General features: G+C 70.4%; 21 protein-coding genes and 3 pseudogenes. 12 read left to right on the top strand and 12 right to left on the bottom strand.

Features of this window, described 5'->3' with window-relative positions:
- Positions 1-30: 30 nt before the first annotated feature.
- On the top strand, positions 31-882 hold the full coding sequence (locus SSOG_RS25815; protein WP_039938706.1) for an NAD(P)H-binding protein: 852 nt from the start codon (positions 31-33) through the stop codon (positions 880-882).
- A 47-nt stretch (positions 883-929) separates the two neighbouring features.
- On the top strand, positions 930-1,412 hold the full coding sequence (locus tag SSOG_RS25820; RefSeq protein ID WP_009717196.1) for an SLATT domain-containing protein: 483 nt from the start codon (positions 930-932) through the stop codon (positions 1,410-1,412).
- Between the two features lie 70 nt (positions 1,413-1,482).
- On the opposite strand, the gene SSOG_RS25825 is transcribed toward SSOG_RS25820, so the two are convergent.
- Both SSOG_RS25825 and SSOG_RS25830 read right to left on the bottom strand, forming a co-directional pair.
- Entirely contained in the window at positions 1,483-2,355 is an 873-nt protein-coding gene (locus SSOG_RS25825; RefSeq protein WP_050800347.1) for a D-alanyl-D-alanine carboxypeptidase family protein, read from the bottom strand.
- A gap of 163 nt (positions 2,356-2,518) precedes the next feature.
- A pseudogene (locus tag SSOG_RS25830) lies at positions 2,519-4,042 on the bottom strand (FAD-dependent oxidoreductase); the annotation flags it as partial.
- 66 nt (positions 4,043-4,108) lie between these two features.
- Here SSOG_RS25830 and SSOG_RS25835 point away from each other — a divergent pair.
- Complete coding sequence (locus SSOG_RS25835; RefSeq protein ID WP_009717199.1) at positions 4,109-4,762, top strand: TetR/AcrR family transcriptional regulator C-terminal domain-containing protein; 654 nt, start codon at positions 4,109-4,111, stop codon at positions 4,760-4,762.
- Between the two features lie 4 nt (positions 4,763-4,766).
- Entirely contained in the window at positions 4,767-6,107 is a 1,341-nt protein-coding gene (locus SSOG_RS25840; RefSeq protein ID WP_009717200.1) for a CoA transferase, read from the top strand.
- 42 nt (positions 6,108-6,149) lie between these two features.
- Here the strand turns inward: SSOG_RS25840 and SSOG_RS53915 are convergent, their stop codons facing one another.
- Positions 6,150-6,431, bottom strand: coding sequence for a hypothetical protein (locus SSOG_RS53915; protein ID WP_050799968.1), 282 nt, complete (start codon positions 6,429-6,431; stop codon positions 6,150-6,152).
- Positions 6,432-6,552: 121 nt separating this feature from the next.
- Here SSOG_RS53915 and SSOG_RS25850 point away from each other — a divergent pair, with 121 nt between their 5' ends.
- The gene (locus SSOG_RS25850; protein ID WP_009717202.1) at positions 6,553-7,278 is read left to right on the top strand and encodes a hypothetical protein; all 726 of its coding nucleotides are present in this window, start codon (positions 6,553-6,555) and stop codon (positions 7,276-7,278) included.
- Positions 7,279-7,286: 8 nt separating this feature from the next.
- On the opposite strand, the gene SSOG_RS25855 is transcribed toward SSOG_RS25850, so the two are convergent.
- From SSOG_RS25855 to SSOG_RS25865, 4 genes and pseudogenes are all read right to left on the bottom strand, one after another.
- Positions 7,287-7,880: a hypothetical protein gene (locus SSOG_RS25855; protein ID WP_106516459.1), complete on the bottom strand. Its 594-nt coding sequence runs from the start codon at positions 7,878-7,880 to the stop codon at positions 7,287-7,289.
- A 513-nt stretch (positions 7,881-8,393) separates the two neighbouring features.
- A pseudogene (locus SSOG_RS56310) lies at positions 8,394-8,553 on the bottom strand (helix-turn-helix domain-containing protein); the annotation flags it as partial.
- 31 nt (positions 8,554-8,584) lie between these two features.
- Positions 8,585-9,172 (bottom strand): annotated as a pseudogene (locus tag SSOG_RS25860) (TetR/AcrR family transcriptional regulator); the annotation flags it as partial.
- Positions 9,173-9,250: 78 nt separating this feature from the next.
- Positions 9,251-10,129, bottom strand: coding sequence for a helix-turn-helix transcriptional regulator (locus tag SSOG_RS25865; protein ID WP_009717205.1), 879 nt, complete (start codon positions 10,127-10,129; stop codon positions 9,251-9,253).
- Between the two features lie 88 nt (positions 10,130-10,217).
- On the opposite strand from SSOG_RS25865, the gene SSOG_RS25870 reads away from it, so the two are divergent.
- A complete protein-coding gene (locus SSOG_RS25870) occupies positions 10,218-11,669 on the top strand; it encodes an MFS transporter (RefSeq protein ID WP_039938711.1) in 1,452 nt (483 codons plus the stop codon).
- 341 nt (positions 11,670-12,010) lie between these two features.
- Entirely contained in the window at positions 12,011-12,679 is a 669-nt protein-coding gene (locus SSOG_RS25875) for a DNA alkylation repair protein (RefSeq protein WP_039938713.1), read from the top strand.
- Here SSOG_RS25875 and SSOG_RS25880 read toward each other — a convergent pair.
- From SSOG_RS25880 to SSOG_RS25900, 5 genes are all read right to left on the bottom strand, one after another.
- Positions 12,648-13,322: an MOSC domain-containing protein gene (locus SSOG_RS25880; RefSeq protein WP_009717208.1), complete on the bottom strand. Its 675-nt coding sequence runs from the start codon at positions 13,320-13,322 to the stop codon at positions 12,648-12,650. The two genes, SSOG_RS25875 and SSOG_RS25880, sit on opposite strands and share 32 nt — an antisense overlap.
- A 175-nt stretch (positions 13,323-13,497) precedes the next feature.
- Positions 13,498-13,878, bottom strand: a complete 381-nt coding sequence (locus SSOG_RS25885) for a hypothetical protein (RefSeq protein WP_009717209.1) — start codon at positions 13,876-13,878, stop codon at positions 13,498-13,500.
- 96 nt (positions 13,879-13,974) lie between these two features.
- Positions 13,975-15,168: an acyltransferase family protein gene (locus SSOG_RS25890; protein ID WP_078510399.1), complete on the bottom strand. Its 1,194-nt coding sequence runs from the start codon at positions 15,166-15,168 to the stop codon at positions 13,975-13,977.
- A 93-nt stretch (positions 15,169-15,261) separates the two neighbouring features.
- A complete protein-coding gene (locus tag SSOG_RS25895) occupies positions 15,262-16,698 on the bottom strand; it encodes a polysialyltransferase family glycosyltransferase (protein ID WP_009717211.1) in 1,437 nt (478 codons plus the stop codon).
- Complete coding sequence (locus SSOG_RS25900) at positions 16,698-17,672, bottom strand: glycosyltransferase family 2 protein (RefSeq protein WP_009717212.1); 975 nt, start codon at positions 17,670-17,672, stop codon at positions 16,698-16,700. The genes SSOG_RS25895 and SSOG_RS25900 overlap by 1 nt, the downstream gene beginning before the upstream one ends.
- A gap of 187 nt (positions 17,673-17,859) precedes the next feature.
- Here SSOG_RS25900 and SSOG_RS25905 point away from each other — a divergent pair, with 187 nt between their 5' ends.
- The 5 genes from SSOG_RS25905 to SSOG_RS25925 all read left to right on the top strand — a co-directional run bounded on the left by SSOG_RS25905 (position 17,860) and on the right by SSOG_RS25925 (position 24,249).
- Positions 17,860-19,275: a DUF6716 putative glycosyltransferase gene (locus SSOG_RS25905; RefSeq protein WP_050799970.1), complete on the top strand. Its 1,416-nt coding sequence runs from the start codon at positions 17,860-17,862 to the stop codon at positions 19,273-19,275.
- Positions 19,276-19,400: 125 nt separating this feature from the next.
- Positions 19,401-20,600: an acylneuraminate cytidylyltransferase gene (locus tag SSOG_RS25910; protein ID WP_009717214.1), complete on the top strand. Its 1,200-nt coding sequence runs from the start codon at positions 19,401-19,403 to the stop codon at positions 20,598-20,600.
- A complete protein-coding gene (locus tag SSOG_RS25915) occupies positions 20,601-21,533 on the top strand; it encodes an N-acetylneuraminate synthase family protein (protein ID WP_009717215.1) in 933 nt (310 codons plus the stop codon).
- Positions 21,534-21,700: 167 nt separating this feature from the next.
- Positions 21,701-22,816 (top strand): hypothetical protein, encoded by a 1,116-nt coding sequence (locus tag SSOG_RS25920; RefSeq protein WP_009717216.1) that lies wholly within the window; start codon positions 21,701-21,703, stop codon positions 22,814-22,816.
- Positions 22,817-23,025: 209 nt separating this feature from the next.
- Entirely contained in the window at positions 23,026-24,249 is a 1,224-nt protein-coding gene (locus tag SSOG_RS25925) for an amidohydrolase (RefSeq protein WP_039938714.1), read from the top strand.
- Positions 24,250-24,304 lie beyond the last annotated feature (55 nt).

The following is a 24,304-nucleotide window of genomic DNA, read 5'->3' on the forward strand; positions in this document are numbered from 1 at the left end:
GTGGTCCGGCGTGCCGATGGACTGTGGACCATGACATCGACTGCGCCAACGACGTTGGTCCTCGCGGGAACAGGCAAGACCGGACGCCGGGTCGTGTCCGGGCTCGTAGCGCGTGACGTGCCGGTACGGGTGGGCTCACGGCGCGCCGAGCCGCCGTTCGACTGGCACGACGACACCACGTGGGAACCAGCGCTGCGCGGCGCGGACGCGGCGTATGTGGCCTTCTACCCTGATGCGGCGTTCCCCGGCGCGGCGGGGACCGTGGGTTCCTTCGCGGACCTCGCGGTGGCTCGCGGCGTCCGGCGCCTCGTCCTGCTCGCCGACCGCGGTGCCGCCGAGGCCGAGCGGTGCGAACAGGCGGTGCGGGGGTCGGGTGCGGAATGGACCATCGTGCGGGCGGGGTTCATCACGCAGAACTTCAGCGAGGCGTTCCTCGCGGAACTGGTCCGGGCCGGTGTGGTCGCACTTCCGGTCGGCGATGTGGCGGAACCGTTCACCGACGCGGAGGACATCGCGGATGTCGCCGTCGCGGCGCTGACCGAGAACGGCCATGCCGGCCAGATCCACGAAGTGACCGGACCACGACTGCTCACCTTCGCCGATGCCGTCGGCGAGATAGCGAGGGTGACCCGCAGGGACGTTCGCTATCTGCCGGTCACGCCCGAGCAGTTCGTCTCATCCCTGACCGGACGAGGCGTGCCGGCCGAGTACGCGACACAACTGGCCGGCCTGATGGCCGAGGTCTTCGACGGCCGCAGGGCCACCGTGACCGACACCGTCGAGCGCGTTCTCGGCCGACCACCCCATGACTTCGCGGAGTACGCCCGCAAGACCGCCGCCACCGGTGTATGGGATGAGTTCTCAGAGGCGGCGCCCTCTTAGACTGGGCGCCGCGAGCTGCAAGGTGGCGACGGAGCTTTGGGGGCGGAGTGCGGCCGGACAGTGGACCAGGTGCCGGTCCCAGCCCGGGGGAGGCAGCCGCCTTCCTGCTGGACAAGATTCGTCAGGGCAACGGCTACGCCCGCGGCAGGAAGAGGCGGTTCCGCCGAAGTGCCTCCGTCACCAAGGTGGCGACGCTGGCACTGTCCGCCGCATCCACCGTCATCCTGGGCTTCCAGGACCTCAACACGTGGGCCGATGTGGCCCTGGGGTGTGTGGCGCTGGTGACGTTGCTGGGAGCCATCGAACCGTTCTTCAACTGGCGCTCGCGGTGGGTGCTGATGGAGGACGCGCAGTATCGGTTCCAGCGGCTTGCCGATGACCTCGAATACCTCATGGCGTCGACGGGCCCCGACGAGCTCACCTTCGATCAGCTCAGCGAGATCTTCGGTCGGTACCAGGCGATCTGGGACGACCTCAGCCGCACCTGGCTGGAGCATCGCCGGGAACCCGCGCCGTCGGCCAACGCCTGATTCCCTCCCGGTACGTCGAAGGGGCCTGCTCGCGTGGCTCGCGAGCAGGCCCCTGGCCGTACGTACGTGACTACTTCTTGAAGCCGTAGTTCAGCAGCTTCTTCGCGTCCGAGGTGCGCGTGGCGACCGAGGACGAGGCGAGGACGGTGCCGATGACCGTCTTGCCGCTGCGGGTGGCGGCGAAGACCAGGCAGTACTTGGCCTCCGGGCCCGAGCCGGTCTTCACGCCGATGGCGCCCGAGTAGGTGCCGAGCAGCGGGTTGGTGTTCTCCCACGTCATGTTGCGGTAGCCACCGCTCTTGGTGACGGTCTTCTGGGTCGTCTTCTTCGTCTTCACGACCGAGCGGAACGTCGAGTACTTCATCGCGCTGCTCGCGAGCTTCGTCAGGTCGCGCGGCGTGGAGTAGTTCTTGCCGTGCCCTATGCCGTCGAACGAGTCGAAGTTCGTGTTCTTCAGGCCGAGGCTCTTGGCGGTGGAGTTCATCTTGCCGATGAACGACTTCACCCGCGCGGCGCGGGTCGAGCCGCTGCCGAACTTGTCGGCCAGGGCGTACGCGGCGTCACAACCGGACGGCAGCATCAGCCCGTAGAGCAGCTGGCGGACGGTGACCTTGTCGCCGACGATCAGACGGGCCGAGGAGGCCCAGTTGTTGTCGACGATGTAGTCGCTGTACGCCTTCTGGATCGTGACCTTGGAGTTCAGGTTGAGGTTCGGCTGGGCCAGAACCACCCGGGCGGTCATGATCTTGGTGGTGGAGCCGGTGGAGAGACGGGTGTCGGCGGCCTTCTTGTAAAGGTCCTTGCCCGTCCCGTTGTTCATCACGTACCCGCCCTTGGCGGCGATCGTGGGCGCAGCGGCGGTGGCGGCCTGCGCCGGGACGAACGCCCCGGAGGCCAGCACGGATCCCGCGGCGAGAACGCTCAGCGCGGAGAGGCGACGCATGCGCTTGGTGGTGGTTTTCAAATGAATACTCCAAATGTCCCATCGGCGTCGGCGCAGCCGTCCGGAGGGAAAGCCGTCGAACCGGGGACGCATGAGAGCGGTCAATGGATGTGCGCTCCGCGATGGTAGCCGTACCCGCTGTGCGATTTCCCGTCGTATCGTCCTACGTGCCCAAGGTGGTGAGATATCCCGTCACCTCGTCCGCCCGGTCGGCCACGCACCCCACGTACCCGTCCGGCCGGATGACGAAGACGCCCTGATCCCCGTATCCGGCGCGGAGGTGTCCGTCCGGGTCGAGCAGATCGGGTGCCGGGCCGCCGACACGATACGTACGCACGGACGCGCGCTCGGGGGCGGGCGGTTCCGCGCCGCCGAGTGCGAGCACCGTCACATGCGGGCCGCGGAAGGCGTCGAAGAGGTGGAACGGGGTGCCGTCCGGGAGCGCGCAGGGGGCGTCGGGTGCGCGGTCGCCCGCCCGCAGCGCGGTCGCGTTCTGCCTCCGGTCGACCGCGAGCGCCCCACCCCGGTAGGTCAGCCCCAGCTGGTGCACCTCCGCCGTGCGCCGGGGTTCCTGCGAGTCCGCGTCGCCCTCCGCCTTGGCGCGGTGGATGCGGGTGCTGATGCCCAGCACCCCCGCGGCGACGGGCATCCGCTCCTCCTCGTAACTGTCCAGCAGTACGGGATCGGCGGAGCCCCGCAGCACGGCGCCCAGCTTCCAGCCGAGGTTGTACGCGTCCTGCACGCTGGTGTTGAGGCCCTGGCCGCCCGCGGGGGAGTGGATGTGCGCGGCGTCGCCCACCAGGAAGACCCGCCCCTGACGGAACCGTTCCGCCATCGCCGCCCGCGCCCGGAACGGTGACGCCCACCGCACCTCGCCCACCTCGGACTCCGCCAGATGCGTCCGGTCGACGATCAGCCGCCGCACCGCCTCCGGGTCCGGGTCGGGTACGGCGCCCTCGGCCCCCTCGTCCTCGTACTGGGCCACCGCCTGGAAGAGCCCGGTCCCGGCGAGCGGGCACAGCGCGAGGACGCCGCCCTTGGCGTGCTGCCACACGTGCCAGTGGTCGCGGTCCAGGCCGGTCAGCGTGACGTCCGCGACCAGCAGTGGATGCGGGTCGACGGTCTCGCCCGCCATGGCGATGCCGAGCGCCTTGCGCACCGTGCTGCGGCCGCCGTCGGCGGCCACGGCGTAGGCCGCCCGTACGGACCCGGTCGAGCCGTCGGCGTACGAGAGCCGCGCGGTGACGCCGTCCGCGTCCTGCGTCAGGCCCGTGCACGCGGCGCCGAACTCGACCTCGCCGCCCAGCTCCCGCAGCCGCGCGTACAGGATCTCGGCGGTCCGCCACTGCGGCAGCATCCAGATGTCGTGGTACGGGGTGCCCGGGGTCGGCCCGGTACGGACGATCATCTCGAACGCGCCGAGCCGCCGGCCGTCCTCCCACCCCATCATCGGCGGATACGGCCCGCCCGCCGCGCGGACCGCGGCCATGACCCCGAGGTCGTCGAAGACCTCCTGCGTCCTCGGCTGGAGCCCCTTGCCGCGCGACCCCGGGAACAGCCGCTCGCCGCGCTCCACGATTCGCGCCGCGACGCCGCGCCGGGCCAGGTCGATGGCCAGGGTGAGCCCGGCCGGACCTGCCCCGATGATCAGTACGTCCGCGTCCTTAACGTTGTTAAGTTCCATGTGGTCGAGAGTGCGATTAACATTGTTAAATTGTCAAGAGGGGCGAGGCTGAGCTGCGAGGATGACCCCATGGCGACAACGCGACTGGACCGGGAGCAGGTGGTGGACGCCGCGCTGCGGCTGCTCAACGAGGTGGGCCTCGAAGGGCTCACCCTGCGCCGCATCGCCAAGGAGCTGAACGTCCAGGCGCCCGCCCTCTACTGGCACTTCAAGAACAAGCAGGCGCTGCTGGACGAGATGGCCACCACGATCTTCCTGCGGCTGGCCGAAGAACCGGGGAACCTCGATGAGGCGATGACCTGGCAGGAACGGCTCATCGAGGGCCAGCACGCCCTGCGCCGAACCCTGCTGCGCTACCGCGACGGGGCGAAGGTCTTCAGCGGCACCCGCTTCACCCGCACCGACCACGCCGTCACGATGGAGGCCCATCTGCGCGCCTTCGTGGCCGCGGGGTTCACCCCGGGCGCCGCGGCCCGCGCCTCGTTCATCGCGTACGCCTTCACCCTCGGGTTCGTGACCGAGGAGCAGGCCGTCGAGCCCATGGCGGGCGAACGCACCCCCGGCTACGACGTCGCGGAACGGGCCGACCTCATCGGCCCCGACTACCCGCTCGCGGCCGCCGCCGGCGCGGACCTCTTCCTGGACTACGACGCCCGCTTCGAGGAGGGGCTGCGCACGATCGTCGCGGGTATCGAATCCACGCTGGGCCCGGCGGCACAATGACCGCATGACGACCGACTTCGCGACCGCCCACGCCTGGGCCGCCCTCGGCGGCGCCCCCGCCCTCGCCGGGCGGATCACCTACACCCCGGCGGGCGAGGTGCTCGCCGCCCGGCTGCCGGTGCGGCAACTGGCCCGGGCCACCGTAGGGGTGTGCTCGCTGGCCGCCGCCGAACTGGCCGCGCGGCGCGGTGGCGGTGCGATCCCCGCCGTACGGGTGGAGGAGGGCGCGGTCGCCACGGCGTTCATCAGCGAACGCCACCTGCTCATCGACGGCCGCAGCCCCACCAACTTCGCCCCGCTGTCCGGCTTCTGGCGCGCGGCCGACGGCTGGGTACGCACCCACGCCAACTACCCCCACCACCGCGCCCGGTTGCTGGCCGCGCTGGGTCTGCCGGAGCCGGGCGATCCCGATGCCCTCGCCGCCGAGCTGGCACAGCGCCCGGCCCGCGAGATCCAGGAGACGGCGTACGCGGCGGGCGCCCTGGCCGTGGCCGCCGTACGGCCGGAGGACAGCGAACTCCCCCTGTCCACCTTCCCCTTGGTGGAGTCATGGCAGGCCGATGGTGGCACTCCCACTCCCCGCCCCCTGTCTCCTACGGCGCTGCCCGCCGCAGGCGTCCGGGTCCTGGACCTGACCCGGGTCATCGCCGGTCCCGTCGCCACCCGCACCCTGGCCCTGCTGGGCGCGGACGTCCTGCGCGTCGACTCCCCGCAGCTCCCCGAAGACCCCGACGCCCACGCCGACACCGGCTTCGGCAAGCGTTCGACCCGCCTGGACCTCGCCGACCCCCACGACCGCCGCACCTTCGACGAACTCCTCGCCCAGGCCGACGTCGTGGTCACTGCCTACCGCCCCGGCGCCCTCGACCGCTACCTCACCCACCACCCCGGCCTGATCGTCGCCCAGCTCAACGCCTGGGGCTGGACCGGGGAGTGGGCCGACCGCCGCGGCTTCGACAGCCTGGTCCAGGCCGGAACCGGCATCGCCCAGCTCGAGGCCACCGCCGACGGCCACCCCCGCGCACTCCCCGCCCAGGCCCTCGACCACGGCACCGGCTACCTGATCGCGGCCGGTGTACTACGCGCCCTCACCGACCGCGCCGCCACCGGCACCGCCCGCCACCTACGCTTCTCCCTGGCCGGAACGGCGTCCTGGCTCATGCACGGCATCACCCCCACCCCGCCGCCCGTCGGGACGTACGCCCCCGACCCGTGGCTGACCGAGCGCCCCTCCCCGTACGGCCACCTCCGCCACGCCCTCCCGCCGATCGCGTACGACGGCGCTCCCCGCGACTGGACCCGCCCACCCGGCCACTGGGGCACCGACACCCCGACGTGGGTCTGACCTCCGTGCGGTTCTGCACCCGTGCGGCGTGCCTCGTTAGGCTCAGCCCCCATGACCAGTGACGATGCCGCGCACAAGCGCTCCTTCCTCGCTCTGCACGACTACGGCATGGGCGGCGTGTGGTGGCGGATCCGAGCGCGTTCCGAGCGGGAGGTCCTCGAAACGTTCGCCTGGGTCGAGGTGGTCACCGACCCGGAGATCGTGGCCCGCTTCGAGGACGAGGAACTGGACGAAGTCGACATCGACGATCCCCGGATGCCCGCCGGACTGGACGGCCTGCGCGCCGAGCGTGATGCGCAGCGGGCCGGACGACTGGCCGTTCAACCCGCCGATCGTGGACCTCTTCGACCCGGCGCTCACGGACCAGGAGATCAGCCGGACCGAGTTCGAGGAACACTGGGCGAGTGCCTGCCACGTAGACGCCGACGGATAGGGAAGCCCCAGCGTGACCACAATCTTCACCGTGTCCATCGACTCCGTCGAAGGCTCGACCCTCCGTGGGAGGGTGCACATCGTCAATCCCGATGTCCCCTATGTGCCGGAAGAGGCCGTCTTCCCTCTGTCTCTCCTGGCCGACGCCTGGTGGAAGCTGGACAAAGGGTATCTGCGTGATGAAGACGATGAAGATGGAGAGCGGTACCCCTTCACCGAGCAGCAGGGTAAGGGCATCACCGCAGGCATGCGGCTGAGAGATGAATTCCCGCATCTCTTCGACCTCATCCTCGGAAAGGAGATAAGGGTTACCGAGGATGGGTACCTGCTCGCAGACGACGGCGAGACCGTCCTCGAACCCAGGCGCAAAGCGGAAGACGTGTACCAGCTGAGCGGGGGCAGCCGTCCCGGCTATTCCGTTTTCACTTCCGGCGATGCCGAGGAGTTCGCACAACGCGCCGCCGACATCGTGACCTCTTACGACATCACCCCGTATCGGAACCTCCCGCTACTGAGCGAAGTCGCGGCGCTGAAGGACCCGAACGAGCCCTGGGACCCGGAGCAGCCGGACGGCCCCGCCGATCTGGACGACTACGATGTGTGGGATCTGTTTGGGGACCACTCCATCGCCGAACTTCCTTACGCGGAGATTGCGGTGACGGTCAGCGACGCGGGCTATCTGGAGCACATGGTCGCTGGCATGCGCTGGGATACGACCATGACCGGGCGTGTGTGCTGAGAATTGGGTCAGAGGTGGTCGGGGGCGACATCGAAGAGGGGATCGAGCGGATCGCCTTCGCACCCGACGACGAGGCAGGCAGTAGCGACCGGCCCCCGGGAGAGCTCCACGAGCCGGGCCAAGACCGTGGCCTCGGACGGCAGCCCGGCCGGGTCGAGACCGAGCGCCTGGGCCGCGCGATCGCGTCGTTGGTCGAGGTCGGGCCAGCTCTCCCGGTACTCGTCGGCGACCGCCTGGAGTTCTTCGGCCGTCCGCCTGCGCGCGTCCCGCCACCACGGCGCCACGAGGCACAGCCGCACCAAGTCCGGCAGCCCGAGCGCGAGCGGTCCGGCCTCGCCGTCAAGGCTCACGTACACCACCGGGCGTTCCTCGCCGCCCTCGCCGACGAAGCAGAACGCGTCCCCCGAGCCCGCCCGCGCGAACTGCTCCAGCCGCATTCCGGATGCAAGCCGTATGTCGTCTTCCTGCACATGGTCGGCCGGGTCCGTCGCGTCAAGGTCCGCGATCGCGGCGAAGAACGCGACGACCTCCTCGTCGGTGCCAAGGAGGGGGAGCAATGCGCCCGGCACATCAGGTCCGATCGGTGCTTTCGATCCGTTCATCCGGCCACCGTAACCAGGTCCTCTGACACCGCCTGAGGGCAAGGAATGTCCGGCCGCATGCGGTGCGGGCTGCATGCGAGTCGTGTTCCGATACGAACGATGTTGCGGTAGCGCGCAGTTGCCCACCGAACCATTCCGCTGCCTGCCGCAGCTCGGTCCAGGTGCCGTGGATGAAGGATGCGGGCTCGACCTGCCAGGGCTTCGGTCCAGCCGGGACGCAAAGGGGCCGCTCAGCTCGTGGCGGCCTTCTTGGTCTGCTGCTCCAGCGCAGCGCGCAAGAGGATTTCCGCGAGGTGGTTGGCACTGTCGAGCGGGATTCGGCCCAGGGCGACCCCATGGCATCGATATGTTCTTCGGTGATTTTCATAGATCGCACTCCCGGCCGATGTGGGCTCGGTTCGACCTATGGGCACCTTGGAAGGGTCTCTCAGCGTTGTCCCGTAAATGATCTACGACGTGCTCGTTGAACTGCCCGCTTCTTCGTCACCTGGCGACGGTGAGGTTGTGCAGGCGGGCGAGCGCTGGCCCGAGCTGGCCGATGATTCGGTCGGCCGGGGACTTGGACACTCCGAACAGCAGGGCCAGTTGGCGCAGGGTCAGGTTCGTCCGCCAGTAGACGGGCGACCAGCAGCACTCGGTCCTCCAGCGGCAGGCTCCACGGCCGGCCCTTTCGACGAGGTGGGCTCGGTGTGCGTTTGCGCGGCGGCCTCGAGGATGGCACCGATGTCTTCAGGTCTCATTGCCGACAGGCGCTCGAAGCTGGGGCTCGTGCGCAGGGCGATGACGCCGATCAAGCAGGAGATCAGGACCTCGGCCCGGCCGATGGGATCGTCGGCTCCCTCGGCCGCGAGTCGGTTGGCGAGCGGAGAAATCAGGCGGGTGCGTGCTTCGTCTGCCGCGGTGGTACGCGCTTCGGCCACGTCGCTCCGGGAGAGGAGGGCCTGGACGACAGGGCCCGGCGCGCCTCTACGGTCGGCCCGGTGCAGCGCCTCCACGGTGAAGGCCCCCAGGTCGAGCGTCTCGGGCGACACGTTCACGTTCCGGCTGTCCTCGTCCACCGCCGCCCGGTACAAGGCAGCCTTGCTGCCGAAATACCGCGCGATCAGGGCGGCGTCGACGCTGGCATGCTCTCCTATGTCCCGAACGGTCACAGCATCATATCCGTGGCGGGCGAACAGGTCGCGGGCAGCGCCGAGCAGCGCGGCCCGCGTGGCATCCGCATCACGTTGCCTGCCGCGCGTACGTTCCGTCTTCGAGCCCATGAGTCGTCCTCTCCGGCTCAGGTCCGTCATCGGCCGGAGCCGCGGCGGACGGTACCCCACCCGGCGCGGCGGCCATCCACCGAACCGAAAACCTCAGTAGCACCGCCGCTATCCCGCCATGGGGTACATCGCCCCACGCCGCCCCTCCGGCGACGCCAGCCATTCCAGCTTGCCCGCGGTGTCCGCCTCGTTCAGCGGCGTGTGCAGCACGATCGACAGATCCGGTCGCGCCGGCAGCCTCATCACGCTGGACTCGAAACACAGCAACCCCAGCAGCGGGTGGTCCATCTCTTTGCGGATCTGCCCGGCCTCCTCGATGTCCCGCCGCTCCCACAGCTCGGTGAACTCCGCGCTCGCCGACTTCAGTTCGGCCGCCACCGCCTGGAACCCGTCGTCGTCCGGGCTGGCCAAACAGGCGGCCCGGAACTGCGCGACGACCGTGCGCGCGTTCTGCTCCCAACTCCTTGAGCGGGAGCGGTACATCGGGTCGGTGAAGAAGTCGACGAGGCAGTTCTGCGTGATGCCGGGACGCATCCCGAGGACCGTCGCGGCCGCGTCGTTGTGCAGCACGGTGTTGTAGTACAGGTCCATGATGTGCGCCGGATACGGCATCCACGCGTCGATCAGCCGCTGCAACCCCTCGCAGATGTCCCGCTGCCTGTCCGGCTCGATCTCGGGCACGGGCGGGTTCATCCCGGCGAGGACGTAGAGATGGCGGCGCTCGGCGTTGCTCAGCCGCAGGACGCGGGCGACGGAGTCGAGGACCTGCGGGGAGACCGAGATGTTCCGGCCCTGTTCCAGCCACTGGTACCAGGAGGCGCCGACACCGGCGAGCACGGCGACCTCCTCGCGGCGCAGCCCCGGGGTGCGGCGGCGGGCGCCACCGTCCGGAAGTCCGGCGTCGGCCGGGGTGACCCGGGCCCTCCGGCTCATCAGGAACGCGCGCAGCTCGCTACGCCGCCGGGCCTTGGGCGCGTCCCCGGACATGATCCGGTCCTCCTCGTGTCTGGTGGTGCTACCACCAGGAGAACCTGCCGCTCCCCACGGCTATTCCGATGGCCACAGGCTCTTGCCCATGGCGATCGATACCAATCCCGCACCTTCACCGCTCGACACCCCACGGCTGTCGACGCGCGACAGACTCGTGCTGTTCGTCCTGTGCGCCGCCCAGTTCATGGTGGCCCTCGACTTCTCCGTGCTGAACGTGGCGCTGCCCGTCCTCGGCGCCGACCTCGGCATGAGCCAGTGGGCGTTGCAGTGGGCGGTCACCGCGTTCGCGCTGCCGTCCGGCGGCTTCCTGCTCCTCTTCGGCCGCATCGGCGACCTGTACGGCCGCCGACGGCTGTTCCTGACCGGACTCGCCCTGTTCGGGGCGGCCTCGCTGCTGGCGACCTTCGCCTGGGACCCGGCGTCGTTCCTCACCGGGCGGGCCCTGCAAGGGGTCGGCGCGGCGGCCATCGTCCCGACCGGGATGTCCCTGCTCACCACGACGTTCGCGGAGGGACCGGCCCGCGACCGCGCTCTCGGTATCTCGGGCACGCTGCTCTCGCTCGGTTTCACCGTCGGCATGGTGGCCGGCGGTGTCCTGACCGACGTGCTGGGCTGGCGCTCCACCATGGGCGTGCTCGCCCTCTTCGCGCTGATCGTTCTCCCCCTGGCTCCGGGTCTGCTGCCGGAGTCCCGCACCCCTGAGCGCCCGCGCCTGGACGTGCCCGGCGCGGTCACCGTCACCGGCGGTCTGCTGTCGGTGATCTACGCCCTGTCGACGGCCGCCGACCGCGGTTTCGGGCACGTCGACGTCATCGCGACCTTGGCCGCGGGCCTGGCGCTGCTCATCGTGTTCGTGCTCGTCGAGTCCCGCACCGAGGCGCCGCTGGTCTCCCTGCCGATGCTGCGCCGCCGCACCGTGGCATGGGGCAACGTGGGCGGTCTGGTCACCTTCTCGATGATGTCGACGCTGGTGTTCGTGCTGACCCTGTACTTCGAGGAGACCCTGGGCCTGTCCGCCTTCCGGACCGGGCTGGTCTTCGGCGTGGCAGGCGTGCTGTCGGCGGTCGCCGGGGCCTACGCCCCCAAGGTCATCGGCCGCTTCGGCGCCCGCCGCACGCTCGTCGGCTCGCTCGCCGGGCAGGGTGTGCTGACCGGGGCGCTGCTGGGGCTGGGCACCCACGTCTGGTCGGTGTGGCTCGCCACGGCCGCCATCTCCCTGGCGTGCGTGTGCCACCTCGGTGTGATCGTCTCCTACGGCCTGACGGTCACGTCCGGTGTACCGGACGCGGAGCAGGGCCTGGCGACCGGTCTGGTCACTTCCACCCAGCAGGTCGGCATCACCATCGGCATCCCGCTCCTGGGCGTCCTTGCCACCACCACGTCGGACCTGCTGACGGGCCTCCACACGGTCCTCGCGGTGGAAACGACGGTCGTACTGGCGGCGGCCGTACTTGTCGCCCTCGGCCTCCGGGGCCGTAGGACGAACGCGAAGGCGGTCCCAGAAGCGGCCGAGGTGGAGGCACTCGACGCGCGGTAGGCCGGCCACGACCAGGTCGTCCGAGTCCTCGATCAGCTCAAGCTGTGAGGGCGTCAATACCCTTGCGGTGCTATCTGTCCTCGCGCTCGCCGGTTGAGCGGGAAACAACGCTGGTCGACCAGCATGCTTTAGATCATTTACGGGACAACGCTTAGCTGGTTTCCTGTTCGCGCAAGAAAAGGGCCGTGGACGCAAAGCCTTCGAACTTGTTGACGTACTGGGAAACGTTTCTCGGGTCAAGGTACTCAGCCGCGAGGCGCTGGCGCCCGAGTCCGGCTGCTGAGCGGATCCCCGGGCCGAGCCGTAGGCTGAGACGCGCGCCTGAGGGACAGGAGGCTGACGTGGCCGGGACGACGCTGACCGAGGTGATGGCCGAGCTGGCCGGGCTCGAGGATCCGAAGATCCGCGCGGTGAACGAGAGACACGGCGACGATCACGGCGTGAACCTCAGCAAGCTGCGCGCGCTCGCGAAGCGGCTGAAGACGCAGCAGGAGCTCGCGCGTCAGCTCTGGGCGACGGACGACACCGCGGCGCGGCTGCTGGCGCTGCTGATCTGCCGCCCGAAGGCGTTCGAGCGGGACGAGCTGGACGTCATGCTGCGCGAGGCGCGCACGCCCAAGGTGCACGACTGGCTCGTGAATTACGTGGTGAAGAAGAACCCGTATGCGGAAGAGCTGCGCTCGGCCTGGTCAGAAGATCCGGATCCGGTGGTCGCCAGCGCGGGCTGGGCGCTCACCACCGAACGCGTGGCGAAGAAGCCGGACGGCCTCGACCTCACGGGGCTGCTCGATGTCATCGAGGCGGAGATGAAGGACGCTCCGCCGCGCTTGCAGTGGGCGATGAACCACTGCCTGGCGCAGATCGGGATCGAGCACGCCCAGCACCGCACCCGTGCGATCGGCATCGGTGAGCGCCTGGAGGTGCTCAAGGACTATCCGACGTCCCCGGGCTGCACCTCCCCGTTCGCGCCCGTCTGGATCACGGAGATGGTGCGTCGGCAGCAGGGGTGACAGCGCGCTTGCGCACCAGGGCCGTGATCTCCTCCGGCAGCGCGTCCGCGGCCAGCAGCCGGGGGAGGAGGGCGGCTTCGCGGGTCAGGGCGCGGAAGGCGAGGGCTATGGTCACGTCGTGGTCGGGGCGGTGGGCGATCTCGACCGGGTCGCCGGCGCGCAGGGCACCGGGGGAGATGACGCGCAGATAGGCGCCGGGGAGCGCGGCCTCGGTGAAGCGCTTGATCCAGCCGTCGCGCTCCAGCCAGCCCTGGAAGGTCGCGCACGGGATCCGGGGGCAGGACACCTCCAGGACCACATCGGGTCCGATGTGCCAGCGCTCGCCGATCAGGGCGGCGTTGACGTCCAGGCCGATGGTGGTGAGGTTCTCGCCGAAGACGCCGTTCTTCAGGGGAGTGCGAAGCTCGGTCTCCCAGCCGTCGAGGTCCTCGCGGGCGTAGGCGTAGACGGCCTGGTCGGGGCCGCCGTGGTGCTTGACGTCGTACGCCCGGTCGCCGTCGAGACCGACCGCGCCGGTGCCCTTGGGGCCGGGGGCGGTGACGGTGACCGGGCCGTCGACGGGGCGTTTGTCGATGCCCGTCGTGCTGAGGCCCTTCCACGGGTTGGGCCGGGGCTTGCCGACGTTCACGGAGAGCAGCTGCATAGCGGCGACGGTACGTCCCGCCGCCCGCCGGGGCGACACGTTTTCAGCGCACCCGGGCCATGCGGATCCGGTACGGCGTCTCGTCGCAGCCCCGATCACGCGGCGGGTGTGACACCGTGGTGCGGCCAAGGGGCGTGCCGAACCGCCGCCCGCTCGGCGGCGCTCGGCACGTGGGTCAGGCGCGGAACTGGAACTTGTCGACGTCCCAGTGCTGGTTGCCCCGCTCAAGGAAGACCAGGGCGTTCAGCCGGCCTTCGTCGAAGTTGTAGTCGCAGGTCTTGGACTTGCCCTTGCCACCCACCTTGCACACGTTGACACCGTCTGCGGCGGGTCCGAAGACGCTGATGGCGAAGGTGCGGCCGTCCGCCTTGAGGTCCTTGACCTTGATCGTGTCGGTGGCCGCGTTGTACGTCACGGAGCCCTGGGAGTACGTCTCGCTCACGTTGGTGGCGTGCATGTCGGCCGCACTCGTGCCCGCGCCGACCGTGAGGACGAGACCGAGGGAAGCGGCGGCGACGGGGGCGGCGATCAGTGCCCGGCGAAGGGACTTGCGCATATGCGGTGCTCTCTCTGTTGAACCTCAACTGGCTTGATCATTCATGTGATCGTGACGACCAAGGTTGACATTTGGTTCCGGCTCGGCGCGTCCGGATCAGCGCACCCGGGCCGCCGAGAGGGAGCGCTTCAGCACGGGCGTGAGGCGCTGTTCCACGAAGTGGTAGAGCAGCCAGGCCAGGGTCAGCATCAGCAGGATCGTCAGGAAGAAGGTCCCCAAGGCGGGCATGCCCAGGGTGCGGTGGAGGTGCTGGACGACGACCCAGCCCAGGTGTTCGTGGACCAGGTAGAAGGGGTACGTCAGCGCGCCCGCGACCGTCAGCCAGCGCCAGTTGGCCCAGTTCAGCTTGCCCAGCGCGACCAGGGCGACGGCGATGTAGCCGAAGGCGACGATCGCGACGATGCCGAGGGTGGAGCGGTAGGAGAAGAAGTCCGGGTTGGGGCGGTGCCAGAGTTCGGCGACCGCGTAGTGCTGCCCGATCAGGAAGCTGAGGGCGACGATGCCCCACGCGGTGGCGTCGTGGCCGTAGCGGTGGATCAGGTAGAGGCCGATGCCGCCGATGAAGTACGGGGCGTAGTTCGGCATCAGGATCAGGTCCAGGAGGGGCTGGTTCGCCGCGTCGGTGACGGCCGCTCCCAGGGTCCATACGGCGCAGAACAGGACGACGCGCTGGCGGCTCGCGCCCGGCAGGACGACGAAGAGCGCGAAGAGGGCGTAGAACCGCAGCTCCGCCCAGAGGGTCCAGCACACGCCGAGGACCCGGTCGGCGCCCAGCGGCTGCTGGAGCATGGTCAGGTTGACCAGGGTGTCGCTCGGCGAGACCGTCTCGAACGCCACCCAGGGGAGCGCGAAGACGGCGGTGACCAGCAGGATCGCGGCCCAGTAGGCGGGGAAGAGCCGGGAGACGCGGGAGGCGAAGAAGGAGCGCAGCGGGCGCCCCCAGCCGCTCATGCAGATGACGAAGCCGCTGATGACGAAGAAGATCTGGACGCCGAGGCAGCCGTACGAGAAGTACGGCGACACGGTGGGGAAGATCTCGCGCGGGGACGCGCCCCACGCCTCGGCGATCTCCCCGTCGCGGCCGCCGTAGTGGTACGCGGCGACCATGAGCGCGGCCAGCAGCCGCAGCCCGTCCAGGGCGCGCAGCCGGACCGGCTGCCCCTTGCGGCCCGGGACCGGCCGGCCCGGCCCCTGCCCCGGCTCGGGCTGGCCGCCTTCCCGCTGCGACGGCAACGTCACCGCAGGGGATATCGGGCCCGCTCCGGGTGCGGGCGGCGCGCCCGCGGTCATGACGCCACCCCCGAGGCGCCGGTGCGTATGTGGCTTACCCCGTGGTCGGCGGTCACGCCGTTGCTCCTTCGCAGTCGGGGGACAGTGGGTGGGTCAGCCCGTCGCGGTCTTCTTCAGCGCGGCCTTCTTCAGCGCCCGCGCCCGGCGCGCGACCCGCCGCACGGTCTCGTTGCGCGGGATGAAGCCGAGCTGGGACGGGACCGCCCCGGGCAGGGCGAGCGCGGTCAGTCGGCGGCGCTTGAAGTAGCGCCAGGTGTGGGCGTCCAGATGCGCGGCGAGATAGCGCTCCGCGGCGGGCCGCAGACCGGGGTAGATCTTCGCCTGCATGCAGAAGCCGACGGCGGCGACCAGCCCGGTCAGCTTCTGGCCCGACCGCTCGTCCACCGCACCGGCACCGGAACCGGCGGCGACGGCCTTGTGGTTCTCCAGGTCCGGCAGCAGCGCGTCCACGATGGTGACCGGCACCCGGTTGCTGTTCTGGTACGGGGTGAGCCGCTCCAGCAGCGCGTCGGTGCCGATCCTCGCCACCGGCAGCCCGTAGAAGACGCTCGCGGTGAGCAGCGCGGTGGAGAAGCAGCCGATGACCAGGCCCGGTTCCATCCGCTGGTAGAGCACCTCGGCGAGGACCGGGGTGTCCATGACGGTCAGCTCCGCGCCCAGCTCGGCGGCCTTCTTCTCCAGCATCCGCGACCAGCGCGCCGGGGCGGTGGGGTGCGGTTTGAAGACGACGGTGCGGTGGCCGAGCGCCACCGCGCCCCGCAGCATCCGCACATGCAGCTCTTCCTCCTCCTCCGGAGTGAGGATGTCCAGCGCGGAGAGGTACTGACCCAGCATCAGGGCGGGCCCGGTGCCGGTGCCGATCCGCTCGGTGGCGGAGGCGACGGTGCGCGGGGCGGCCTCGCCGATCTCGGCGAGCACCTTGATGAACGTCTCGGTCGGCAGCACCTCCGCGGGCACCCCGAACTCGGTGAGCAGCAGCGGCTTCAGCCCCGGCACCAGGTCGAGGTGGAGCAGCCGGCGGATGCGGGTGCCGACCAGCGGGTGGAGCTTGTTACGGGTCGGGCCGTAGCTCATCAGCCCGTCCGCGTAGACGTCGATGGGCGCGCCCTGGAACACCTGGGCGATCGCCATCGCCGGGTTGACCTGGATGGACTCCAGGACCAGCTCGATGTCGTCCTCGCCCAGGTTCCACAGCAGCCGCAGATGGCGCTCCCACAGCGGGGCGTCGTCCTGGCGCGGGCCCCAGCCGCCGGGGTGGAAGGGGCTGATGGTCTCGTTCCAGGACAGCACCCGGTCGAAGCGCGGCCGCAGCCGCTCGAAGCCCGGCATGTCGTCGACGGCGGGTGTGGTCTCCGGCGTCGCGGCGTTGTTGCTGACCAGCAGCAGCCTGCGGTCGGCCGGGCCGACGCTGCCCGCGTCGATCGCGGCGGCGAGAGTGGCCGCCCCGTACAGGGTGGAGGCCATGAAGATCTGGGTGCGCTTGCGTTCGCCGCGCGGGGTGTACGTCTGGGTCGCCAGGGTCGCGGACATCAGGCCGCCACCTCCGTACCCGCCCGGCGCTTCAGTCGCCGCAGGCGCGCGGCACGCTCGTAGTCCATGGAATCCAGCGCGTCCTTCAGTACGTCCTGGGGCATGCGCTTCAGCGCAGCCGCCGACATCGACCGCAGCTTGCGGGCCACCTGGGGCTCGAAGCGTTCGATGTTTCCGAGATGGTGGGAAATGATCGCGCAGTAGGTGCGCACGGCCTTCGGCAGCAGGGTGTCCGCGTCGCGGTCCCGCGCCGTCTCCTCGATGACCTGGTCGAAGGCGCGGATGAAGTCGAGCTGCCGCACATCGCCGATCTGGGTGAGCGAGGAGGAGACACCGCGCCGGTAGAAGACGCCGTGCAGGCCGAGGACGGCGAAGCTGCGCGCCTCGCGGTGCAGCCGCCAGATCCAGGGCCGGTCCTCGGCGGTGCGCAGCCCGTGGGTGAAGTGGAGAAGCCCCTCGTCGGCGAGGCGGCGGTGGTACATGCCCGCCCAGGCGAAGGCGTAGTCGACCGAGGTGGAGCGGTCGGCGGGGAGGATCACGTCCCGCGGGTTCATCACCCGGTCCCGCAGACCGTGCGGCACCCGGGTGACCGAGCGCTTGCGGCCGGTGCACTGGACATGGTCGGTGCGGACGAAGTCGCACCCCAGGTCCTCGATGGCCGCGAGCAGCTGCTCGTAATAGCCGGGCGCGAGCCAGTCGTCGCCGTCGAGGAAGGTGAGGTACTCGCCGGTCGCCGCGTCCAGGCCGGTGTTGCGCGCGGTGGCGAGCCCGCCGTTCTGCTCATGACGGATGTAGACGGCCCCCGGAAGCTCGCGCTCGGCGCGCTCGAGGATCTCCGGTGTCCCGTCGGTCGCATGGTCGTCGACGAGAATGAATTCGAAGTCCTCACGCGCGTTCGCACGAAGACTTCTGAGCGTGTCAGGGGCATAGGTCTGCACGTTGTAGAACGGCACGATGACGGAGAGCTTAACCACGCGGGTGACGCTAGGTCGCCAGGCGGCATTCGTCTTGACCGCAGGTGTACGTCAAGGTGAACGAAGTACGTCGGAACGGTTAACCCGCTGCTCCTGCCAGCCGATTCGCCATTCGTCGACGCGCTGTTAACCCTTTGTTGCTTCTGCGTTGGGCCGTGAATCGGAATCGCTTCCTAGCGTCTCCCACGTGTCCTCACGTATCAAATCCCCCGTGCGAGTAGCCGTGCTCGCCGACTCCGACACCCGGTGGAAATGGGGCGCGCTGACAGCGCAGCGTCTCGTCCCCGACAGCTCGGATTCCTCGGACGCGGGCTCAGCGGATTCAGCGGGTTCCGCGGCTTCAGCAGATTCAGCGGGTTCGGGCCGACGCCTGGACGGCTACCTGCTGCGCGGCCGCGCCACGCCGACCGTCCGGCAGCTGGCCGAGGTCGGGGTGCGCACGGACTCGCTGCGCGAGGTGACGGGGATCGAGTTCGTCCGGTCCATGGAGCGCGAGCGGTACGACGTGATCGTGCTGTCCCTGGTGGGCGGCGGCGTCCAGGCCATGCTGCACGGACTCGCGCACGCCTGGCAGGGCGCCACCCGCCGCCCGGTGATCGTCACCGGCTATGTGGGCGTCGTCTACGAGAAGCTCGCCGACGGCCTGCTGCTGCGGCACGGGGCGGATGTGGTGCTCGCCAACTCCCGCCATGACGCGGACCGGTTCCGCGAGGTGTACACCGGCGTCGGCACCACGGGGGACAGCGTCACCGAATGCGCGCTGCCGTTCCTCGGCGGCGCCCGCTACGACGAGAAGGCCCGGCAGGGGCGCAAGTACCCCGGCGGCACGGTGGTGTTCGCCGTCCAGCCGTCCGTCCCGGACAACCGCGCCGACCGTACGTACCTGCTGCGCCGGGCCGTCGACCACGCCCGCCGCCACCCGGACCGCGAGGTCGTGGTGAAGCTGCGCTCCAAGCCGGGCGAGCACACCACGCACATCGAGGAACTGCCGTACCAGAAGCTGATCGCCAAGTTCGGTGACGGGCTGCCGCCCAACTTCCGCCTCGCGTACGGGAACATGGGCGAGGTCCTGGACACCACCGATCTGCTGGTCACCATCAGCTCCACGGCCGCCCTGGAGTCCCTGCACCGCTCCATCCCGACCGCGATCCTCACCGATCTCGGGATCCGCGAGCCGCTGGGCAACCACCACTTCCTGGGCTCCGGCTGTCTGGCCTCGTGGGACGAGCTGGACGCCGGATACCGGCCCGAGCCCGATCCGGAGTGGCTCGCCCGCCAGGGCGTGGCCGCCGACGGGTCGTACGAGACCGCGTTCGACACCGCCCGGCACAAGGTCTCCGCCCTGGCCGCCGCCGAAACCCTCCCGGCGCTCGCCCCCTACTACACCCGGGCCACCGCGCCCGGCTATCTGCCCCGGATCCTCCAGCGGTACGGCTTCGAGCCGGACGGCCGCCCCCGTCCGGGCGCGGCTTCCGCGGACGAGGCCGAGGTCAGCGGATTGCGGCGGGTCGTACGCAACACCATGCGGGACGCGGCGCGCGGCGCCTACCGGCATGGCGTCCAGCGCGTGGCCCCGGTCATCCGGCGGATGGGGGAGCTGTGAGCGACGCGCGCGCGGCCGCCGGGCCGCAGACGACGGCGATGCCCGCACCTCTGCGCCGCGTGGGCGGAGAAGCGAACAAAGCAGGCGGTGTGACTGCCACTACCGAATCCCCTGAAGGAGCCGCCATGCCCGCATCGAGCCCCCGTGTGCTCGCCGTGATCCCCGCCCGCGGCGGGTCGAAGGGCGTGCCCGCCAAGAACCTCGCCGCCGTCGGGGGTGTGCCGCTGGTCGCCCGTGCCGTCATGGAGTGCCGGGCCTCCCGCCTGGTGACCGACGTGGCCGTGTCCACCGACGACGCGGGCATCGCCGCCGCGGCGCGCGGCGCGGGCGCCGTGGTCGTCCAGCGGCCCACCGACATCGCGGGCGACACCGCCACCAGCGAGGCCGCGGTCATCCACGCGATGGACGCGTACGAGGCGATGCACGGCATCCCCGTGGACGTCGTGCTCCTGGTGCAGTGCACCAGCCCGTTCATCGTCCGCGAGGACATCGACGGGGTGGCCGGCGCGGTCGCCGAGCAGGGCGCGGACAGCGCGCTGACCGTGGCCCCGTTCCACGGCTTCGTCTGGCGCGAGGGCGACGATCCCGAGGCGGATGGCGGCGACGGCGTCAACCACGACAAGTCGTACCGCCCGCGCCGCCAGGACCGCCCCCAGGACTTCCTGGAGACCGGCGCCGCCTACGCCATGGACGCGCGCGGCTTCCGCGAGGCCGGGCACCGCTTCTTCGGCCGCACCGAGCTGGTGCGCACCGACGCCGCCCGGGTGCTGGAGGTCGACGACCCCCACGACCTGGCCCGCGCCCGCGCCCTCGCCCCGCTGCTGGACGCGGAGCGCCCGGGCGCCCTCCCCACCCGCGACGACATCGACGCGGTGGTACTCGACTTCGACGGCACCCAGACCGACGACAGGGTGCTGATCGATTCCGAAGGACGCGAACTCGTCGCCGTGCACCGCGGCGACGGGCTCGGGATCGCCGCACTGCGCCGAGCGGAGCTGGCACTGCTGATCCTGTCCACGGAGAAGAACCCGGTCGTCGCCGCACGGGGCCGCAAACTCCAGGTCCCCGTGCTCCACGGCATCGACCGAAAAGATCTCGCACTGAAGCAGTGGTGCGAGGAGCAGGGCATCGCGCCGGAGCGCGTGCTCTACGTCGGCAACGACGTCAACGACCTCCCGTGCTTCGGCCTCGTCGGCTGGCCCGTGGCGGTCGCAGGTGCGCACGACGTCGTGCGCGGCGCTGCACGTGCGGTCACCTCCACCCCCGGAGGGGACGGCGCGATCCGCGAGATCGCCTCGTGGATTCTCGGAAAGGAACTGTCTTAAGTGAGCTCCAACTCTCGCCTCCGCACCCTCGGCGCGAAGACCGCCGGACCCGGCAACCCGGTCTACGTCACCGGTGAAATCGGCATCAACCACAACGGCGACCTGGAGAACGCGTTCAAGCTGATCGACGCCGCCGCCGACGCCGGCTGTGACGCGGTCAAGTTCCAGAAGCGAACCCCGGAGATCTGCACCCCGCGTGACCAGTGGGACATCGAGCGGGACACCCCCTGGGGCCGGATGACCTACATCGACTACCGCCACCGTGTGGAGTTCGGCGAGGACGAGTACCGCGCCATCTCCGAGCACTGCACCAAGCGCGGCATCGACTGGTTCGCCTCCCCGTGGGACACCGAGGCCGTCGCCTTCCTGGAGAAGTTCGACGTCCCCGCCCACAAGGTGGCCTCCGCCTCGCTGACCGACGACGAGCTGCTGCGCGCCCTGCGGGCGACCGGCCGCACGATCATCCTGTCGACGGGCATGTCCACCCCCAAGCAGATCCGCCACGCGGTGGAGGTGCTCGGCAGCGACAACATCCTGCTGTGCCACGCCACCTCCACGTACCCGGCCAAGGCCGAGGAGCTCAACCTGCGCGTGATCAACACGCTCCAGGCCGAGTACCCCAACGTGCCGATCGGCTACTCCGGCCACGAGACCGGTCTCCAGACCACGCTGGCCGCCGTCGCGCTCGGTGCCGCGTTCGTCGAGCGCCACATCACCCTGGACCGCGCCATGTGGGGCTCGGACCAGGCCGCCTCCGTCGAGCCGCAGGGTCTCGCCCGTCTGGTGCGTGACATCCGCGTGGTCGAGGAGTCGCTGGGCGACGGCGTCAAGAAGGTCTACGAGAGCGAGCTGGGCCCGATGAAGAAGCTGCGCCGGGTCTCCGGTGTGGTCGCCGAGGCCGAGGCCGCCGACCGCGAGCCCGTCGCGGTCTGAGGTCCATCTCCGTGATGCCCCTGGCCGGTCGGACCGGCCCGCGCCCGGAAGCGGCGGGATCCCTCGAATTCTCGGGGGACACCCGCCGCTTCCGGGCCCTGCCCTTGGACGGTGTGATGTCTGTGGACGGTGAGAGGTCTGTGGACGGTGCAACTGTGGACGGTGTGATGTCCGGGAGCGGCGCGAAGAAGTCCGCCACCACCCTCGCCTTCGTCGAAAGCCCGGTGCAGCTCCTCAACGTGCTGGAGTGGGCGTACACGGACGCCCTGCGCGCCCCGGGACCGGAATCCAAGCCGGTCGACCTCACCGTCGTCGTGCTCTCCCCGCACGATCCGATGACCCGCGGCCAGCTGCGCCGGATGGCCGAGCTGGCGCGTGACGAGGGCGTCACGGTGCGCTGGGAGAACGCGCGGGGCGGGGCCGGTGCCCCGCTGAAGACCGTCGGCGGGCTGCGCGGACCGCTGCGCCGGGCCGCCCGGGTGGTGATCGGGGATCCGTTCTCCCGCTACGTCCAGCTGCTGCTGACGCTCACCCGGGCCAAGGACCTGGTCGTGGTGGACGACGGCACGGCCACCATGGAGTTCATCTCCCAGCTGGCCAACGGGGAGCGCCTGGTGCGCTGGCACCGGCGCGGCAACAGCCGCGGGGTGGTCGACATGGCGTTCGCGCCGGTCTCCGCCACCGCGCGCCGCAGGCTCACCCCGGGCCGGAAGCGCCGGGTCGAGGTGTTCAGCTCGATGCCCGTCGAACCGCCCCCCGGGGTCACCGTCACCGCGAACGACTTCTCCTGGACCCGGGCCCGCTTCGGCCCGCCCCGGCTCACCCGCGGCACCGACCTGGTCGGCACCTCGCTGGTGGAGACCGGCGTGGTCGACCTGGAGCGCTATCTGGAGGCGGTCGCCGGGCTGGCCGAGGCCCACGGCGCGACCCGCTACTTCGCCCACCGCCGGGAGAGCGCCGAGAAGCTCAGCCGGGTCTCGCACGAGGTGGGTCTGGAGATCGTACGGCCCGACCTGCCGCTGGAGCTGATAGCGCGCCGCGGCCCGATCGGGCACACCATCGTGAGCTTCCCGTCCACCGTGGTGCACACCCTGCCGCTCGCGCTCGCGGGCACCGAGGTGAAGGTCGCCGTGTACGACGTCGACCCCGCCTGGCTGACCAGCGACGCGTCCCCGCGCGCCCAGGGGTTCCTGTCGGGCGTCACCGACACCGCCCGGGACGTCCAGCGGCCCGGCACCGTGCCGTCCACCGCGGCCCCCGACACCCCGCTGGCCATGTCGTAAGGACAGGGGGCCTGACGCCAGGGGGTACGCCATGTGGCGCTTCTCACGAAACGATCACACGCTCGCCGAGAAGCAAAGTTTTATACCCCCTGACTAGGGAGATCATGCACCGGCAGGGGTGCTTTTCCGCCCCGAACGGGTTGAAGTTTTGTTGATCGACATTCGCTCCACCCCAAGGTCGTTCTACGCTTCATTGGGTGAAGCAATTGATGTCCCTCGACGAGACCGATGCCACACCTTCCGCCGACGCGGCACTGCCCGGCGCGCTCCCCGATGAGCTGCGCGCCGAACTGATCGCCTTCCGGCGGGACTTGCACATGCACCCCGAGCTGGGCAACTGCGAGTTCCGCACCACCGCCGCCCTCAAGGCGCGGCTGGAGAAGGCGGGCCTTCAGCCCCGCGTCCTGCCCAGTGGCACCGGCCTCATCTGTGACATCGGCCCCTGGGACGGGGTGACGCCCGCCCTGGCCCTGCGCGGCGACATCGACGCCCTGCCCATCCCGGACACCAAGACCGTCCCGTACCGCTCGACCGTCGCCGACCGCGCCCACGCCTGCGGCCATGACGTCCACACCACCGTGGTCCTCGGCGCCGGTCTGGTCCTCGCCGAGCTGGCCCGCGAGGGCCGGCTGCGGCGCCCGGTGCGGCTGCTGTTCCAGCCCGCCGAGGAGGTCCTGCCGGGCGGTGCCGCCGACGCGATCGACGCCGGTGTCCTGGACGGCGTCGGGCGGATCCTCGCCCTGCACTGCGACCCCAAGGTCGAGGTCGGCCGGATCGGGCTGCGCACCGGCCCCATCACCTCCGCCTGCGACCGGCTGGAGGTCTCCCTCGACGGGCCCGGCGGCCACACCGCCCGCCCCCACCTCACCACCGACCTGGTCACCGCGACCGCCAAGGTGATCACCGAGGTGCCCGCGCTGCTGGCCCGCCGGGTCGACGCCCGCTCCGGCCTCGCCGTCACCTGGGGCCGGGTCGAGTCCGGCCACGCGTGCAACGTCATCCCGCAGCACGCCGAGCTGTCCGCCACGGTCCGCTGCCTGGACCTGCCCGCCTGGTATGCCGCCCCCGACCTGGTGCACGCCGCGATCGACGAGATCGCCACCCTCCACCGCGCCAAGTCGGAGATCAACTACGTCCGCGGGGTCCCGCCGGTGGTCAACGAGGAGACGTCCACCGAGCTGCTGCGCGACGCGATGGTGGCCCGCCGCGGTTCGTACGCGGTCGAGGACACCGAACAGAGCCTCGGCGGCGAGGACTTCTCCTGGTACCTGGAGAAGGTGCCCGGCGCGATGGCCCGGCTGGGCGTGCGCAGGGTCGGCGACACCACCCGGCGCGACCTGCACGCGGGCGACTTCGACGTGGACGAGGGCGCTATCGCGGTGGGCGTCGAGCTGTTCACCGCCGCGGCGTTGCTCGACCGAAACGTCCTGTAGATCCAGTCTTCACGAGAGGTTCGCGACGATCCGATAACGGCTTCGGAGCGAGCCT

Origin of the sequence: Streptomyces himastatinicus ATCC 53653 (genome assembly GCF_000158915.1) — a bacterium.
Classification (GTDB): domain Bacteria; phylum Actinomycetota; class Actinomycetes; order Streptomycetales; family Streptomycetaceae; genus Streptomyces; species Streptomyces himastatinicus.

Excerpts from the sequence above, each read along its gene's own strand:
- SSOG_RS25815 (WP_039938706.1), top strand. The coding sequence starts at position 31 with ATGACATCGACTGCGCCAACGACGTTGGTCCTCGCGGGAACAGGCAAG.
- SSOG_RS25825 (WP_050800347.1), bottom strand. The coding sequence starts at position 2,355 with ATGCGTCGCCTCTCCGCGCTGAGCGTTCTCGCCGCGGGATCCGTGCTG.
- SSOG_RS25835 (WP_009717199.1), top strand. The coding sequence starts at position 4,109 with ATGGCGACAACGCGACTGGACCGGGAGCAGGTGGTGGACGCCGCGCTG.
- SSOG_RS25840 (WP_009717200.1), top strand. The coding sequence starts at position 4,767 with ATGACGACCGACTTCGCGACCGCCCACGCCTGGGCCGCCCTCGGCGGC.
- SSOG_RS25855 (WP_106516459.1), bottom strand. The coding sequence starts at position 7,880 with ATGAACGGATCGAAAGCACCGATCGGACCTGATGTGCCGGGCGCATTG.
- SSOG_RS25865 (WP_009717205.1), bottom strand. The coding sequence starts at position 10,129 with ATGTCCGGGGACGCGCCCAAGGCCCGGCGGCGTAGCGAGCTGCGCGCG.
- SSOG_RS25870 (WP_039938711.1), top strand. The coding sequence starts at position 10,218 with ATGGCGATCGATACCAATCCCGCACCTTCACCGCTCGACACCCCACGG.
- SSOG_RS25880 (WP_009717208.1), bottom strand. The coding sequence starts at position 13,322 with ATGCAGCTGCTCTCCGTGAACGTCGGCAAGCCCCGGCCCAACCCGTGG.
- SSOG_RS25885 (WP_009717209.1), bottom strand. The coding sequence starts at position 13,878 with ATGCGCAAGTCCCTTCGCCGGGCACTGATCGCCGCCCCCGTCGCCGCC.
- SSOG_RS25890 (WP_078510399.1), bottom strand. The coding sequence starts at position 15,168 with ATGACCGCGGGCGCGCCGCCCGCACCCGGAGCGGGCCCGATATCCCCT.
- SSOG_RS25895 (WP_009717211.1), bottom strand. The coding sequence starts at position 16,698 with ATGTCCGCGACCCTGGCGACCCAGACGTACACCCCGCGCGGCGAACGC.
- SSOG_RS25910 (WP_009717214.1), top strand. The coding sequence starts at position 19,401 with ATGCCCGCATCGAGCCCCCGTGTGCTCGCCGTGATCCCCGCCCGCGGC.
- SSOG_RS25920 (WP_009717216.1), top strand. The coding sequence starts at position 21,701 with ATGTCCGGGAGCGGCGCGAAGAAGTCCGCCACCACCCTCGCCTTCGTC.
- SSOG_RS25925 (WP_039938714.1), top strand. The coding sequence starts at position 23,026 with ATGTCCCTCGACGAGACCGATGCCACACCTTCCGCCGACGCGGCACTG.